Source organism: Candidatus Pelagibacter sp. Uisw_127, from assembly GCF_047722515.1.
GTDB lineage: Bacteria > Pseudomonadota > Alphaproteobacteria > Pelagibacterales > Pelagibacteraceae > Pelagibacter.
In genome coordinates this window covers 559,495-574,940 of sequence record NZ_CP159815.1, presented here as the reverse complement: position 1 = coordinate 574,940, position 15,446 = coordinate 559,495, and the positions used below count along the sequence as shown (strand labels likewise).

General features: G+C 27.6%; 18 protein-coding genes and 1 riboswitch. Of the genes, 8 read left to right on the top strand and 10 right to left on the bottom strand.

Annotation, left to right across the window (positions count from 1 at the left end; genetic code table 11):
* The 4 genes from ABXT65_RS03195 to ABXT65_RS03180 are packed head-to-tail and all read left to right on the top strand — an operon-like array spanning position 1 to position 4,244.
* Positions 1-237 (top strand): GIY-YIG nuclease family protein, encoded by a 237-nt coding sequence (locus ABXT65_RS03195; RefSeq protein ID WP_415324107.1) that lies wholly within the window; start codon positions 1-3, stop codon positions 235-237.
* Positions 234-2,354, top strand: coding sequence for a glycosyltransferase (locus tag ABXT65_RS03190; protein WP_415324106.1), 2,121 nt, complete (start codon positions 234-236; stop codon positions 2,352-2,354). Before ABXT65_RS03195 ends, ABXT65_RS03190 begins: the two co-directional genes overlap by 4 nt.
* Positions 2,355-3,347, top strand: a complete 993-nt coding sequence (locus ABXT65_RS03185) for a GDP-mannose 4,6-dehydratase (RefSeq protein ID WP_415324105.1) — start codon at positions 2,355-2,357, stop codon at positions 3,345-3,347. It abuts the gene before it with no gap.
* 3 nt (positions 3,348-3,350) lie between these two features.
* Complete coding sequence (locus ABXT65_RS03180) at positions 3,351-4,244, top strand: glycosyltransferase family 9 protein (RefSeq protein ID WP_415324104.1); 894 nt, start codon at positions 3,351-3,353, stop codon at positions 4,242-4,244.
* A gap of 17 nt (positions 4,245-4,261) precedes the next feature.
* Here ABXT65_RS03180 and ABXT65_RS03175 read toward each other — a convergent pair whose 3' ends face one another.
* On the bottom strand, positions 4,262-5,047 hold the full coding sequence (locus ABXT65_RS03175; RefSeq protein WP_415324103.1) for an FkbM family methyltransferase: 786 nt from the start codon (positions 5,045-5,047) through the stop codon (positions 4,262-4,264).
* Complete coding sequence (locus ABXT65_RS03170; protein ID WP_415324102.1) at positions 5,044-5,961, bottom strand: site-specific integrase; 918 nt, start codon at positions 5,959-5,961, stop codon at positions 5,044-5,046. The genes ABXT65_RS03175 and ABXT65_RS03170 overlap by 4 nt, the downstream gene beginning before the upstream one ends.
* A 76-nt stretch (positions 5,962-6,037) precedes the next feature.
* Here ABXT65_RS03170 and ABXT65_RS03165 point away from each other — a divergent pair, with 76 nt between their 5' ends.
* From ABXT65_RS03165 to ABXT65_RS03155, 3 genes are read left to right on the top strand one after another with little or no spacing between them, the layout of a single operon-like run.
* Complete coding sequence (locus ABXT65_RS03165) at positions 6,038-6,274, top strand: hypothetical protein (RefSeq protein WP_415276295.1); 237 nt, start codon at positions 6,038-6,040, stop codon at positions 6,272-6,274.
* 45 nt (positions 6,275-6,319) lie between these two features.
* A complete protein-coding gene (locus ABXT65_RS03160) occupies positions 6,320-6,757 on the top strand; it encodes a GNAT family N-acetyltransferase (RefSeq protein WP_415324101.1) in 438 nt (145 codons plus the stop codon).
* The gene (locus ABXT65_RS03155) at positions 6,738-7,016 is read left to right on the top strand and encodes a methylated-DNA--[protein]-cysteine S-methyltransferase (RefSeq protein ID WP_415324100.1); all 279 of its coding nucleotides are present in this window, start codon (positions 6,738-6,740) and stop codon (positions 7,014-7,016) included. The genes ABXT65_RS03160 and ABXT65_RS03155 overlap by 20 nt, the downstream gene beginning before the upstream one ends.
* Before the next feature lie 597 nt (positions 7,017-7,613).
* Here ABXT65_RS03155 and ABXT65_RS03150 read toward each other — a convergent pair.
* The 7 genes from ABXT65_RS03150 to rplM are packed head-to-tail and all read right to left on the bottom strand — an operon-like array spanning position 7,614 to position 12,865.
* The gene (locus tag ABXT65_RS03150) at positions 7,614-8,462 is read right to left on the bottom strand and encodes a DMT family transporter (RefSeq protein ID WP_415324099.1); all 849 of its coding nucleotides are present in this window, start codon (positions 8,460-8,462) and stop codon (positions 7,614-7,616) included.
* 17 nt (positions 8,463-8,479) lie between these two features.
* Positions 8,480-9,382, bottom strand: coding sequence for an AEC family transporter (locus tag ABXT65_RS03145; protein WP_415324098.1), 903 nt, complete (start codon positions 9,380-9,382; stop codon positions 8,480-8,482).
* A complete protein-coding gene (locus ABXT65_RS03140) occupies positions 9,382-10,674 on the bottom strand; it encodes a homoserine dehydrogenase (protein WP_415324097.1) in 1,293 nt (430 codons plus the stop codon). Before ABXT65_RS03140 ends, ABXT65_RS03145 begins: the two co-directional genes overlap by 1 nt.
* Complete coding sequence (locus ABXT65_RS03135) at positions 10,675-10,899, bottom strand: hypothetical protein (RefSeq protein WP_415324096.1); 225 nt, start codon at positions 10,897-10,899, stop codon at positions 10,675-10,677.
* Positions 10,899-11,918 (bottom strand): N-acetyl-gamma-glutamyl-phosphate reductase, encoded by a 1,020-nt coding sequence (gene argC, locus ABXT65_RS03130; RefSeq protein ID WP_415324095.1) that lies wholly within the window; start codon positions 11,916-11,918, stop codon positions 10,899-10,901. Before argC ends, ABXT65_RS03135 begins: the two co-directional genes overlap by 1 nt.
* A 34-nt stretch (positions 11,919-11,952) precedes the next feature.
* Positions 11,953-12,402, bottom strand: a complete 450-nt coding sequence (rpsI, locus tag ABXT65_RS03125) for a 30S ribosomal protein S9 (RefSeq protein ID WP_415324094.1) — start codon at positions 12,400-12,402, stop codon at positions 11,953-11,955.
* A gap of 1 nt (position 12,403) precedes the next feature.
* Positions 12,404-12,865: a 50S ribosomal protein L13 gene (rplM, locus tag ABXT65_RS03120; RefSeq protein ID WP_415324093.1), complete on the bottom strand. Its 462-nt coding sequence runs from the start codon at positions 12,863-12,865 to the stop codon at positions 12,404-12,406.
* 139 nt (positions 12,866-13,004) lie between these two features.
* Positions 13,005-13,072: riboswitch (SAM riboswitch) on the top strand.
* Positions 13,073-13,076: 4 nt separating this feature from the next.
* Between rplM and ABXT65_RS03115 the strand changes: the two genes are divergently transcribed.
* Complete coding sequence (locus tag ABXT65_RS03115) at positions 13,077-14,420, top strand: O-acetylhomoserine aminocarboxypropyltransferase/cysteine synthase family protein (RefSeq protein ID WP_415324092.1); 1,344 nt, start codon at positions 13,077-13,079, stop codon at positions 14,418-14,420.
* On the opposite strand, the gene ABXT65_RS03110 is transcribed toward ABXT65_RS03115, so the two are convergent.
* Positions 14,404-15,423, bottom strand: coding sequence for a COX15/CtaA family protein (locus ABXT65_RS03110; protein ID WP_415324091.1), 1,020 nt, complete (start codon positions 15,421-15,423; stop codon positions 14,404-14,406). The genes ABXT65_RS03115 and ABXT65_RS03110 overlap by 17 nt on opposite strands.
* Positions 15,424-15,446: the final 23 nt, after the last annotated feature.

The following is a 15,446-nucleotide window of genomic DNA, read 5'->3' as shown; positions in this document are numbered from 1 at the left end:
ATGCTTAAATCTATTTCTAGAGGAGTTAAAAAAACTTATGTTGGATATACTAACAATTTAGATTTAAGATTAAATAAACATAATTCTAACAAAGGAGCTAAATCAACAAAAGGATATAAATGGATCCTGATATATAGTAAAAAATTTAAAACTAAAAATGAAGCAATGTCGTTTGAGTACAGTCTTAAAAATAATAAAACATTAAGAAAGAAACTTTTAGAGAAGTCTATTCAATGAATATTTCTATACTATTACCTTATAAAGAAAATTTTGTTTCTAATAATGCTGGTGCTGTTTCGTTATTTGTAAACGATATTACAAATAATAGCATTTACAAAAAAACTACAAAAATTTTTGGTAACACAGTATATAAAAAATTTCTTTCAGGGAATTATATCAATCTTAATTTTGATAAAAACATATTTTTTAGTTCCAATAATCAATACGTAAATAGTTTTGTTAACTACAAAGAGACTCGAAATTCAGATTTAATAGAAGTTCACAATAGACCTAATTACATCAAAATTATTAAGAAAAAATATCAAAATAGATTATTTTTATATTTTCATAATGATCCATTACAAATGAGTGGTTCTAAAACAATTGAAGACCGCATAAATTTAATCAATAATGTTGATAAAATAATATTTAATAGTGAATGGTCTAGAAGTAGATTTTTTATTGATTTAGATAATAAACAAGATCTAATAAAAAAAACATGCATATGTTTTCAATCTTCGTCTAAAATTAAAATTAATTTCAAAAAGAAAGAAAATATAATTACGTTTGTTGGAAAACTAAATCGAGCAAAGGGTTACGACTTATTTGGTAATGCAATAATTAAAATTTTAGATAAATATAACAATTGGAAATCAAATGTTTATGGTGATGAACCAAGAGAAATTCATATTTTTAAACATAAAAATCTTAAAGTTTCTGGTTTTAAAGATAACAATTTTATTCTAAATGATTTAAAAAGAACAAGTATTTCAGTTGTTTGTTCAAGGTGGGAGGAGCCATTTGGTAGAACTAGTTTGGAAGCAGCTAGTAGAGGATCCGCAGTTATAATAAGTAATAGAGGAGGCCTTCCTGAGACAGCACCTCATGCTATAAAACTAAAGAAATTAAATTCAGAAAACATTTTTAAGGAAATTGAAGCACTTATTCTTAATAAGAAGAGATTATTATCAGTACAAAAAAAAAATTACCAAAATTTTAAACTAACTCATTCTTTTGTAGCTAAAATAATTGATGAAGAAAGAAAAATTGATTATCATGACAAGTCTATCAGATTATTTAATATTAAAAAAAAAATTGTTTTAAAGATAATACACGCAACAAACTTCAATAGACGTTTTAAAGGTAGACTTCATTACAATACAGGTAGAAGACTTAATAATGGATTTGTAAGACTTGGTCATAATGTATTAACTTTAAGTGATAGAGATTTGATTCATGAAAATAAGAATATTTTAGATATTCATGGTAAAAAAAAATTACAAAAAAATTTAATTGAAAGTTCAATTAATTTCAAGGCTGACTGTCTTATTTTAGGACATGCAGATTCTATTAATAATGAAACTTTAGACAATATTAAGGATAAAAATAAGAATTTAAAAATATGTCAATGGTTCTTGGACCCTATCAGTAAAAAAGGTCCAGATTACATAAAAAATAATAAAAGAATTTTAGACAAAATTGATTTTATTGATAATACGTTTTTAACAACTTGCCCAAGTATTTTATCAAAAAAGATTAAAAATTCATATTTCATGCCTAATCCTTCAGATGAGTCATTTGAAATCTTAAAAAATTATCAACATAATTGTGAAAATGATATTTTTTTTGCAATGAGTCACGGAGTGCATAGAGGAGCTCTTAAAAAAGGGAAATTTGATAATAGGGAACTTTTTATTAATAAACTTAAAAAATTAAATCAAGAAATTAATTTTGATATTTATGGTATGAACAATGTTCAGCCTATATGGGGTGATAATTTTATTAAAGCAATTTCGAAATCAAGTATGGGTATAAATTTGAGTAGGGGAGAGCCAGTAAAATACTATAGTAGTGACCGTATTGCACAACTTTTAGGAAATGGTCTATTAACATTTATTGATAAAAAAACTTGTTTCAATGATTTCTTGTCTAATAAAGAAATTATTTTTTATAATGATATAGAAGATCTAAGCGATAAAATTAATAAGTATAAAAAAGATAAAAAAGAAGCCAGAAAAATTGCAAAAAAAGGTCGTGATACTTATTTAAAAAATTTCAATTCTACCATTGTTGCTGATTTTATTCTTTCAAAAATTTTTGATTATAAAAGTAAAAATAAATTTATTTGGGAATAAATGAAGTATAAAAAAGCTTTAATAATAGGTGTTACTGGTCAAGATGGTTCTTATTTAGCTGAACTACTATTAAAAAAAAAATATAAAGTACATGCAATATTAAGAAAAGTTTCGCTTAAAAAAAACAAGAATAGGTTTTGGCGTATTAATGAATTTAAGAAAAATATTATTTTTCATAATGCATCATTAAATGAATATAAAAAATTATCTAGTTTAATTAAAAAAATTAAACCTCATGAAATATATCATCTAGCAGCACAAAGTTATATTAACTATAGATTTGATGATGAATTTTTTCAATTAAACCCAAATATAAATGGAACACATTATATTTTGTCAGCTATTAAAAATTATTCACCAAAATCAAAATTTTATTTTGCTTCTTCGTCAGAAATGTTTGGTAATGTAAATAGCTTCCCACAAAATGAAAATACAAAATTAAATCCTAGATCCGCTTATGGAATTTCAAAAGTAGCTGGGTATCAATTGACTAAAAATTATAGAGAGGCGCATAATTTATTTGCATGTACTGGCATCTTATATAATCATGAATCTTCAAGGAGAGGAATTAACTTTGTTTCAAAAAAGATAGTAAATGGTGTCGCAAAAATTCATCTTAAAAAAAAGAAAAAAATCTTATTAGGTAATATTAATGCAAAAAGAGACTGGGGATATGCTGGTGATTATGTTTTGGCTATGTGGAAGATGCTACAGCAGTCAAAACCTTCAGATTATGTCATCGGAACTGGAAAATTACATACAGTAAAAGATTTTTTAAGAATTGCATTTGAATACGTGGGGTTAAATTATAAAAATTATATAGAAATAGATAGAAAGTTAATAAGACCTAAAGATAATGCAATTTTAAAAGCAAACATTTTTAAAGCCAAAAAATATTTAAAATGGAAACCTAAAGTTAATTTTAAGAATCTAGTAATTGATATGATTAAAAGCGAAATTGAACTATTACAAAATGATAAAACTAATAAATAATTAATGAACAATTATTTAATTTTCAGAACTGATAGAATAGGTGATTTCTTACTCACAGCAATTTTGATTAATTCTATTAAACGAAATGATCCTAATTCTCATATTAACTTAGTCTCATCAACTAAAAATTACCACTTTATAAAATCTTTTAAAAATGTTGATGAAGTAATAATTTTAAAAAATAATCTACTTGATAAGATAAAATTAATTCATAAGCTAAGGTCAGTTTATTATGATAAAATTATAGTCCACGACGCAAAAAATAGATCTTCAATAATATCTTTTTTTTTAAAATATGGGCTTAAAATAAAACCAGATAATTATTTAGATATTTCATATATTGATTCTATTAAAGAGATAATTTCTAAATTAAATTTTGATTTTATTGAATTAGACTTAAATACTTTAAATAATCGTGGTCATAATTTTTTTAAAGATTTAAATGAAAATTTTATACTTTTGCACCTTGATGAGAAGTGGATATACAATAATTATATAAGTGAATATACCAATATTGAACCATTAAAAGATGAATTAATTTCATTTATCAACCTACTACTAACTAAAACTAAAAAAAAATTAGTAATTACAACAGGAATTCGTTCTCCAAGTATTATTAATGATATTATTAGCATTGGTTTAAGTTCTAGAGTTAAAGTTTATAAAAAATTAGATTTTCTTTATCTTGAGAACTTAATAAGTAAATGTAAATTGCTAATATCCTGTCATGGAGCCGTATCTCATGTTGCTGCTGCACATCAGATCAAACAAATTGATATAATTGAAAAAACGAAACTTAATTTTTATTCTAAATGGACTCATCATTTTAGAAACTATCATTCTATACATAGGAAGCCTTTTGATAAACTTTCAACTGATATTATTAAACTACTTTAAATATTTTTTACTTAAAATTAATTTTTTATGTTTGTAAAGTAGTAGTCTTTTTCTATTGAATGTATCAAATCATAATTTTTATTTTCCAATAAATCAAAAATTTGTTTTTTTCTTTCATCAAATATTTCAATTTGAATAACTATCTTATTATTTTCTAATAACTTATTAATACCATATAAAACTTCTTCTTCGTGTCTTTCAACATCAATTTTGATAGCTATAATGGAATTTTTAATATCCAAAAGGTCATCACCTATGTCTGATTGAATGACTCTTTTGTTTATATTTTTCTTATTATAATTTGTTAAAGCTTCATCATTTTTATTATAAATTGCAAACCCACCAGTCCTATCTTTATCAGGAACCCACATGGTTGCCAATTTTTTTATATTTGATAAAGCGCAGTTATACGCTTTAATATTATATATTTTATTTATTAAAACATTTTTTTTAAGCTGATTAAAATTTTCTATAATTGGTTCAAAAGCATAAATATCAAGTTTTTTTTTAGATAAATTTATTGAATAAAACCCCATATGCGCACCTATATCTATAAAAATTTTTACTCTATTTTCGTCAATCTTTTTTTTTAAAAAAGTTATTTGATCATCTTCATATTTATCTTTTAAATAAATTTCTCTATCGATTGGGTTCTTTGGGTTTAATGAAAATACTAAATTATTATGAACAACTTTGATTTCTTTAATATGAAAAAATTTAACCATAACTTTAAGTAATGTCGGAACAATTCTTTTAAAAATTTTAAATGTATAGAAGAAATTAATTATTGTTCTTATTTTCATATTTTAATTTTGTTTAATGCATTATTTTTAAATAAATTTGCTTCTTTAATATATCTTCTTACCATTTCTGTTGATTTATGACCTGTCATGGCCATTATATTTCTTTCTTCAGCTCCAGACTCTGCTGTAGATGTTGCAAACCCTGATCTTAGGCTGTGTCCAGCGTATTTATGACTGTCTAAACCAGCATAATTTGCATACTTTTTAATTATTAATGCTACGCTTTTATCTGAAATATCAAAGATTTTACCTTTTTTTAAATGAAATATTTCAATCCAACATTTCAATGCATTTACAGGACAAAAATTTTGATTATCAAAGTAGGGGATAGCCTTAGTCATACCTTCTCCAGATTGATCAGTTTTTGATCTCTTTACGAAAATCTTAACTCCTTCTGATACAAACTCTAAGTCTTCATATTCAATTTCAACCAACTCAGATCTTCTAAAACCACCTGAAAATCCAATTAAAACTAAAGCTTTGTCTCTAATTTTTCTATTATCTTTTTCACTAGATTGATGTATTGCTTCAATTAATACTTTTAAATCACTGATTAATAATGGTTTTTTACCTTTTTGATTACTTCCATTAGTTCTTTTAATGCCCATTAAATTTTCCATTATTATAGGATTCTTTGTATCTATATAATGACCTTTAGTTTTATGTAGTATGCTGATTGAAGCTAATCGTCTTTTTAAAGTACTGTATTTAGAATATGAGGATAAATGAGTTAAATATAGAGCTAATATTTTTGGCTGTGTTGGCATTGCCTGAAATCCATTTTTTGAACAAAATAATAAAAAGTCTTTATAATCAGACTGATAAGCTCGAAGTGTATTTGCTGATTTAGAATTTCTTAAATTCTTAATTGTTTCCAATTCAAGACTTTTTATATCTGTTACTAGATCATTCATATATTTCCGATAACCATTAATTATCGGAAATATATATTAGGTGATTTTATATGTCAATAGCTATAAAATATTTTTTATGGATGACGCTATTGAGATTCTGAAGATATTGCGGGAAAGTAATGTTTTGTTTTTACTATTTATCATTATACCAATTGTCTTATTAATAGGTTCATGGCTTATGGGTAATAGTATAAACAGAGAAATGTTAGGTGAAGAATATTTAAAAGAGAGTTTTGATGTATTTAAAATTCTTTTAATGTTTTATTTTGGAGCAATTTTACTTGTTGTACTTTTTATATATGTTGTAAAATGAAATTTTATATTAATTTCAATGACTTAATACAGTAAATTAAACTAAATGATTAGAAAATTAGAGCAAAAAGATAAGGAAAATTGGGCTAAATTATACAATGGTTATGCCGATTTCTATAAAGTCCAAATGAATACTAGAGTTTTAGACACTCTTTGGAGTTGGATTCAGGATGAAGCTCATGATGTTAATGCTATTTGCTTTGAATTAGAGGGTAAAATCGTTGGAATTGCCCATTATAGAACAATGCCAAGACCAATTAAGGGGCAATATATTGGTTTTTTAGACGATTTATTCGTAGAGCCAGAATTTAGAGGTCAAAAAATAGCTCAAAAGCTTATTGGTCATCTAAAATCTTTATCTAAAGCCAATAATTGGGATGGAATTCGTTGGATCACCCATTCTTCCAATGAAAATGCAAAGAAATTATACGATAAAATAGCCAATAACACAGGTTTTGAGCTCTATGAACTTAAAGGGGACTAAGTTTCAGCTAAAAGTCTGGAATTACTTGAGGAAAATACCCAAGGGTAAAGTGAAGACTTATAAGGATGTTGCTAAAGCCATTGGAAAACCGCTAGCAGCCAGAGCAGTCGCCAATGCTATAGGTAAAAACCCCTATCCTCCTAAAATACCCTGTCATAGAGTGATCAGATCAGATGGAAGCCTCGGCGGATACTCTGGAAAGGGAGGAATTCAACAAAAACGTTATTTATTGAGATCTGAAAAGCTCTTCATAAAATAGTACTTTTAACCCCAAAAAACGTCAAAAACCCCTGGTAATAAACACGTTTTAGGTATTTAGCCATATTTTTGTCTAATTGCTGCAATACATCCTTCAGTTGTACTGCAAATGAACTTTCAGCTAAAATAGACCATCCTATGGACGTTTAAACAGCATATTCTCATACTGCATTGCTCTACTTGTCAACAATAGCAACGATTATAGAAGGAGTAAAAAAGACCATTTTACTTGCTTTTTTAGCCCCCTATTCTACTCCACAAATAATCTAATTTTAAAAAAACTACCCTATTAATTGAAATAAGCATTTAATATCAATACTAAATCACCATTTTACCTATCTACAAAACTATATTTAATTTACTAAAAATCAAAATTTATCAATTCTCACTTTTTCAACTATAGAAAAACAGATTTATGCTACTTTTATTTTATTTTAGGCTTATTTTAGTAACTATAATTTAACTATTTGTTAGAATTTATTATATTTTATCTATAATTTTAGAATTTTATAATATTTTATTTAAATCAATAATTACAGTAGTTTAAAATATATTATTAATGTATAATATTAAGTATTAGTAAATAAGTAATACCTAATTAATTGGATTTAATATAAGATTCTCTTCTAGAGATATAAATTCCACTCATAATAATAATGGACAAACCTAAGAATGTCCAATTATCAGGAAAGTCACTAAAGAAGTAATACCCGATAATTATATTGGTGATGATTTCAAAGTAGCTAAATGGAGCTAATTTAGAGGCATCAGCATATTTAAGTGATAATATAAGAAATAAGTGCCCAATGCAGGCAAATACACCTATAGAGGCCATCATAGACCATTGTGAGGCACTTGGATTAACCCAAATAAAAGGCATTATACCTGAAACAGCTACCAATCCAACTAACCCTGTTAATAATAAGGTTAATAAAGGGTTATCTGAAGTGCTCAATTTACGTGTAATTATTAAATAAAACCCATACATTATACCTGTTCCTAATGCAGCTAGACTAGCCAAGTTGATCTCTACGAAACCTGGTCTTATTACCACTAGGGAGCCTATAAACCCTATGATAACGGCAGTCCACCTCCTTACACCCACCTTCTCACCCAAAAATATAGGAGAAAATGCAGTAACAATTAAGGGCGCCACAAAGGCAAGCGTTAAAGCTTTAGCTAAAGAGATAACGGATATTGCGTAGAAGAAACAAATATTAGCACAAAGTAGTATTAATCCTCTTATTATTTGTAATTTTGGCTTATCAGTCCAAACAAGCTGCTTATTATAGAAGAAGAACATTATTGGAAGCGTGAATGCGACCGTAAAAAAGTACCTTGCCCAAGTGATCTGTAAAACTGGCAGATCAGCACTTAAATATTTAGCAAAACCATCCATGATTGGAAGCATTACCCAGGCTAAAAGGTTAAATATGATGGCTTTCATAAGCCAATAGATACAGTTTAATTAAAGTACTTTAAAGCAAAGAATACTACTACCGGAATAGTAGCAAAAGACATAACTGTAGAAACAACAATGGTACTAGCAACGCTATCTACAATTTTTTTTGGCGAATAAATTGAAGCTATAAGATAATTTAAAACTGCACTAGGCATTGAACATTGAATTAATAGAACACCAGCTGCAAATCCTGATAGATCAAAATATCCAATGATTAATAACGCAACAATAGGACCTAAGACAACTCTTCCAATTGATGAAATCGCAGCTTTCTTAAAAGAAAAAACTTTAAAACGAGTTAAGGCAATTCCTAAAGACATTAATATTAAAAAAATTGTAGCATACATTAGTAGAAAGGTTGTGTTTTCTACAAAGACTGGAAGTTCTATTTTGAAATATAGGAAAATCACTGAAATTATAATTGCATAAAATGGTGGATTTTTAAGAATAACATTAATATTGAATTTTCTATCAGCAAGAAAAATTCCTAACGTAAAGTGACATAGAATTATTAAAGCTGAAATAGCAGCAGCAACACCTAATCCTTGAGATCCATAAGCAAATAAACATATTGGTAAGCCCATATTTCCAGTATTTGGCATAATAAATGGTGGAAGCTCGCGGATAATGTCTTTAGTTTTTAAGAAAAATAAAAAGATAATTCCAATAAAAGTAAAGGCAGCAATTGCAATTAAAAAATACCAAAAGTAATCTTTAACTATTTCAAAAGATGTACCAGTTGAAGTTAGTGCATATATAATCATTGCAGGAGTTCCGATATTCGCAGCAAAATTTGTTATGAAAGTGGTGTCAATTTTTGGATTATTTTTACCTAAATAATATCCAATACCAACAACAAAAAAGACAGGAAATAAAACCTCAAACAGTTTTAGATATAACTCCATTAATTATAAATTCTAATCAGTGTTGGATATTTAAGGATATTTTTATCTTTTTTGAAAATAGAAAGACAATTCTTAGAATTAAGTTCATTAGTTTTATGTGTAATAATAACAATAGTGGCTTTGTTATTTTTTTTGTCAGGGGTTTGGATTAATCTTTTTACTGAAATTTTATACTTAGCTAATCTATTAGTGATTGTTGATAGAACACCAGGTTTATCTTTAACTTCAAATCTCAAATATAGAGAATTCACATAATTATCAACATTATAACATTTGATAGATTGACGTTTATTAGTTGGAATACCAAAAGGTTTTTTAATATTGTCTCTTAAAATTGAGAGCAAATCTGATAATAATGATGACGAAGTAGGTCCGGGTCCTGCTCCCTCACCTTGTAATATACTTTCACCCACTGGTTTTCCTTCAAGAATAACTGCATTCATAACTCCACCAACATTACCGATGTAAGAATTTTTATTAACTAAACACGGATGAACTGTTTCAAAAAGCTGATTGTTAATAAGTTCAGAAATACCAAGCAACTTAATACGTAAATTTAATTGATTGGCTATCTCTATGTCTTTCAATTCAATTTTTTCAATACCTTCCATTAAGCATTTGTGTTTTGAAATTTTAGTATTAAATGCAAGAGCAGATAAAATTCTTACTTTTGCGAAAGCATCGAAACCATTTAAATCTAATTTTGGATTTCCTGGTTCAGCATATCCTAATTTTTGAGCTTTCTTTAATACATTGGCAAAATTATCACTAGAGTTTTCCATTTCTGAAAGAATGTAGTTAGATGTACCATTTAAAATTCCATAAACTTTAGAAATTTTGTTGGTTGCAAGACCTTCTTTGATAGTTCTTAATATTGGAATTCCCCCGGCAACTGATGCTTCAAATTCTAAGTTAACCTGATTGTCCTCAGCTAATTTTGCCAAGTAGTCACCATGTTTGGAGATAAGTGCCTTATTAGGAGTAATTACATGTATCTTGTTTTTTAAGGCAGTTTCAACAACTTTTTTTGATATACCATCAGATAAGCCAATAGCTTCAAATAAAATATCCACTTTAGTTTTATTAAAAATTTCTAATGGGTTTTTGTAAAAAATTTTTTTATTAATTTTAAACTTTCTTTTTTTAACAATACTTCTTGCTGAAACAGCAATAATATTAATTTTTTTTCCAGTTTTAAGCTCTATATCTTTTTTTTTAGTATTAAGCTCATTTAATAAGTAAATCCCAACTTGACCTAACCCTACTACAGCAATGTTCATTATATTTTTCATTTAATTATTAATGTCAGGGTAGTCTGCCTTATCAGAATAATCTTTAAGGAAAATATCAAATTCTTCAAATGTCATTGTTTTAAAATCAGAAGTTTTTTGTAATATTTTAGATAATTTTTTATTATCTTCAGATTTTTTTAAAGGATCTTCGTTCCAATAAATTGAGTTTTTATCCAAAGAACAAGATGTTAAGATCAGAATTAGTGGCAGGAGAAAATATTTCATTACAATCCTTTTGTTTTGTTAAAACCATATTTAATATTCATATTTTGTATAGCTTGACCAGCGCCACCTTTAATTAAATTATCAATAGCAGATAAAATAATGACTCTATTTTTATACTTAGTTTTGCAAATTGCTATAGAGCAATTATTTGTGTTAATAACGTCATTTGTACTTATCAAAGAATTTGTTTTAAAAATTTTAACAAACTTACTTTTGGAATATTCAGTATTTAGGGTTTTTTCTAATTTATTAATGTTTACACCTTTATTAAGGTCTAGATAAATTGTACTTAATATTCCTCTGAACATGGGTGTTAGATGAGGCGTGAAAGTAAAAGAGAATTTATTTTTAGTATAATTGTCAATTTCTTGTTGAATTTCAGAGTTGTGTCTATGAAAACCAACTCCATAAGCGCTTAAAGACTCATAAAGGTTTTTATCTTTATATTTATCATGAACTCCTCTACCCGCTCCGGAATATCCAGATTTAGAATCTATAATTACGTTATCTGTTTTTATTAAGTTTTTTTTAATTAGTGGGATAAGTGGTAAAAGTATTGATGTTGGGTAACACCCTGGACATCCAATAATATTGAATTTTTTTACTTTATCTCCATTGATTTCTGGCAACGAATAAATTGATTTTTTAATATTCTTTATAGATCTGTGTTTTTGTTTGTACCATTTTAAATAATCAGATGCTTTATTAAGTCTAAAATCAGCAGCCAAATCAATTAACACATTGTTGTTTAATAAATCATTTGAAATATCTTGCGCTTCGCCATTTGGTAAAGCTGTGAAAACTAAATCTATATTCTTTAAAAAAGATTTATTGTATTTAACTATTATTGGTAATTTTTTTGAACTTAATGATTTCTCATAACTAGAGATATTTTTTCCAACCGATGAGTTTCCACAAAGATATTTAATCTTAACATCACTGTGTTTAACTAATAACTTAATTAGTTGAACACCGATATAACCAGTTGATCCAGCAACTAAAACATTAAGCTTAGGCATTTTTTTATTATAGCAGTTTAGAGTTAAAAAAGAATTATCTTTTCGAGAATTGGAAGCTTCTTCTAGCTTTTCTACGACCAGGTTTTTTTCTCTCGACCGATCTAGAGTCTCTGGTATTCAGTTTTTCAGTCTTAAGAACTGCTCTATTCTCCGAATCAAATAAAATTAGGGCTTTAGCAATACCATGAACCATTGCACCAGCTTGACCTGTGTGTCCACCACCTGCAACACTACATCTAACATCATAATCAGTTGCTTGGTTTATAATTTCAAATGGTCTTGTAATTTGCATTTTATGACTGCCGCTGGTGAAGTATTCATCCATTGTTCTGCCATTTACATAAATTTTGCCAGTACCTTTTTTTACCCAAATTTTTGCAATAGATTTTTTTCTTCTACCCGTTGCATATTTACTATCTTTAAAATCTAATTTTATTTTAGGTTTTTTTGTAACAACTTTAGTTGGTGCAACTGCTGTTTCCATATTAATTTCTTATTAAATTTTTACTGTTTAATTTACCTAAATCTAAAAGTTTAGGGTTTTGTGCTGCATGAGGATGTTCTTCACCAGCATAAATTTTTACTTTAGTTAATTGTTTTCTACCAAGCACTCCACCAGGTAACATTCTTTTGACTGCTAATTTTAATGATTCACCAGGTTTATTTTTTTCTAATAATTTTTCAGGAGTTATCTCTTTAATTCCCCCAGGGTGACCAGTGTGTTTATAATATTTTTTATCTTTAAATTTTTTTCCAGTGAATTTTGCTTGTTCAACATTCTTAACTACCACAAAATCACCATCATCCATATGTGGTGTAAAAGTAGTTTTATTTTTTCCCCTAACAATCATTGCTATTATAGATGCCAGTCTTCCAACTACAGCATTTTTTGCATCTATTTCAAACCAGTTGCTAGTTAATTCACTTTGTTTTAGAAATTTTGTCATTGTGCGAGGATTAATACTATTATTAGATATAAAGTCAATTTTATATTTAGCTTGTAATAGCCCCTATTAATGCTATTTTAAAAATGCCGATTTGTTCCTATTGCAGGCTAATATATGCTAAAAAGGATTTTTTACCCACATTATCGGTAGGCGCTTTTGAACTGTATTGTACGCCTTGCATTTAGCAGAAGTACTAAAAAGGAGAATCAAGATGAGCACAAAAAGACAAAACCCTGAAACTATAGCCATACATGGTGGTGATTATAGAAGTGATCCAACAACAAAAGCTGTAGCTGTTCCAATTTATAGAACAACATCTTATTTGTTTGATAGTACCGAGCATGCTGCAAACTTATTTGCATTAAAAGAGTTCGGAAATATCTACACAAGGATCATGAATCCAACTAATGATGCACTCGAAAAAAGACTTGCTGCATTGGAGGGAGGGTTAGCTAGCTTAACAGTATCATCAGGTCAAACAGCTTCAACATTTGCAATTTTGAATGTTGCTCAAGCTGGAGATAACATTGTTAGTTCAACTGACCTTTATGGAGGAACTGTTTCTTTATTTACACATACTTTAAGTAAACTTGGAATTGAAGTTAGATATGCAGATCCAACCGATCCAAAAAACTTTGAAAAAGCAATTGATGATAAAACTAGAGCTTTTTATGGAGAAACTTTGCCCAATCCTTATTTAAGAGTTTTTCCTATTAAGGAAGTCTCTGATATAGGAAGAAAATACAACATACCCCTGATAGTAGATAATACAGCCTCCCCTATTATTTGTAAGCCCATAGAGCATGGAGCAGCCGTAGTGGTTTATTCTCTTACAAAATATATTGGTGGTCATGGTACTGTTGTAGGTGGAGCTTTAGTAGATGGTGGTAATTTTGATTGGACTGCAAATCCTAAAAGGCAACCATTGTTTAACGAACCAGACGCAAGTTACGGTGGTGTAGTTTGGGGTAAAGCAGTACCTGAATTAACTGGTGCAAATGTATCCTTTGTAGTTAAAGCAAGAGTTACTCTTTTAAGAGACCTTGGTGCAGCTTTGGCTCCTGATAATGCATTTGGAATTATACAGGGACTTGAAACTGTAGCATTAAGAATGAAGCAACATTGTTCAAATGCAGAAAAGACTGTTGAATATTTATCGAATCATGAGAAAGTTGCTAGAGTAATCTATCCAACCAAATATGATGGAGAAATTGGAAATAGAGCTAAGAGATATCTTAAAGGTGGAAATGGTGGTTTAGTTGGAATAGAGCTAAAAGGTGGAATTGAAGCAGGTAAAAAATTCATAGAATCTTTAAAAATGTTTTATCATGTGGCTAATATTGGTGATGCAAAAAGTTTAGCAATTCATCCAGCAACAACTACTCATAGTCAATTAAATGAAAAAGAGTTGTTAGCAGCTGGTGTTACACCCGGCTACGTAAGACTATCTATTGGTATAGAGCACATTGATGACATTATTGAAGACTTAGAACAAGCACTTCTGAGAACTTCAGATAATGTTGAAGATATTAATAAAGCTAAAGCCGTTGGTTAGAATTTTTATATAAAATTATAATATAACTAGTCAAAACAAATATTGAGCCTAGCTGGTGTAGTGATGCATACTTAATCTCTACACCAGAAAGCAAAGTTACAATCCCTAAAAAAACCTGAACTAATATAGCAATATCAAAGAATATAATATTTTTGATATTGAGTTTATTTTTTATAAAAAAATAATTTAAAATTATAATAAAGAATAAAAGTAAATAAGCTGTAAACCTATGTAAAAATTGGATTATAGAAGCATTACTAAATAGTTCAGTATTTATTATACCTTCAAATTTTACATCGTTCGGAAAAAAACCACCATTCATATCGGGCCATGAATTGTAAATAAGCCCTCCATCCAAGCCTGATAAAAAAGCACCTAATATAATTTGTAAAATAATTAATTTAAGTATGAATAATAAGAAAAGATTTGAAAGTTTTTGATGAAATTTTTCAATATTAAAAATATCTAAAATAAACCAAAAAATTAAACATAAAATAAATAAAGCTAAAGATAAATGTATGCTTAGTCTGAAATGGCTAACATCATTATTTTCAATTAATCCACTTGAAACCATATACCATCCAATAAATCCTTGAAGGCATATAAGAAAAAATATCCAGTAATATTTATTTGAGTAATACTTGGTGTATGTAAATTTTAAGCTAAAAATAAATAGAGGAACCAATGTGAATAAACCTACAAATCTTGCTAATAATCTGTGTGCATATTCCCAATAAAAAATTACCTTAAACTCATCCAAATTCATACCATAATTGATATTTTGATATTCAGGAATTTTTTTGTATTCTGAGAAATAAAAATTCCACTCATTATTATTTAAAGGCGGTAGTATACCAGTGAAGAGTTCCCAAGCTGTGATAGATAATCCTGAATCAGTAAGTCTAGTAAGGCCACCAACAGCAACCATAAGAATAATTAATAAAAATAAAGTTATTAACCAAAATTTTAAATATTTTATATAGTTGTCGCTATTTACAAACATAAATTATACTTATAATAATTATA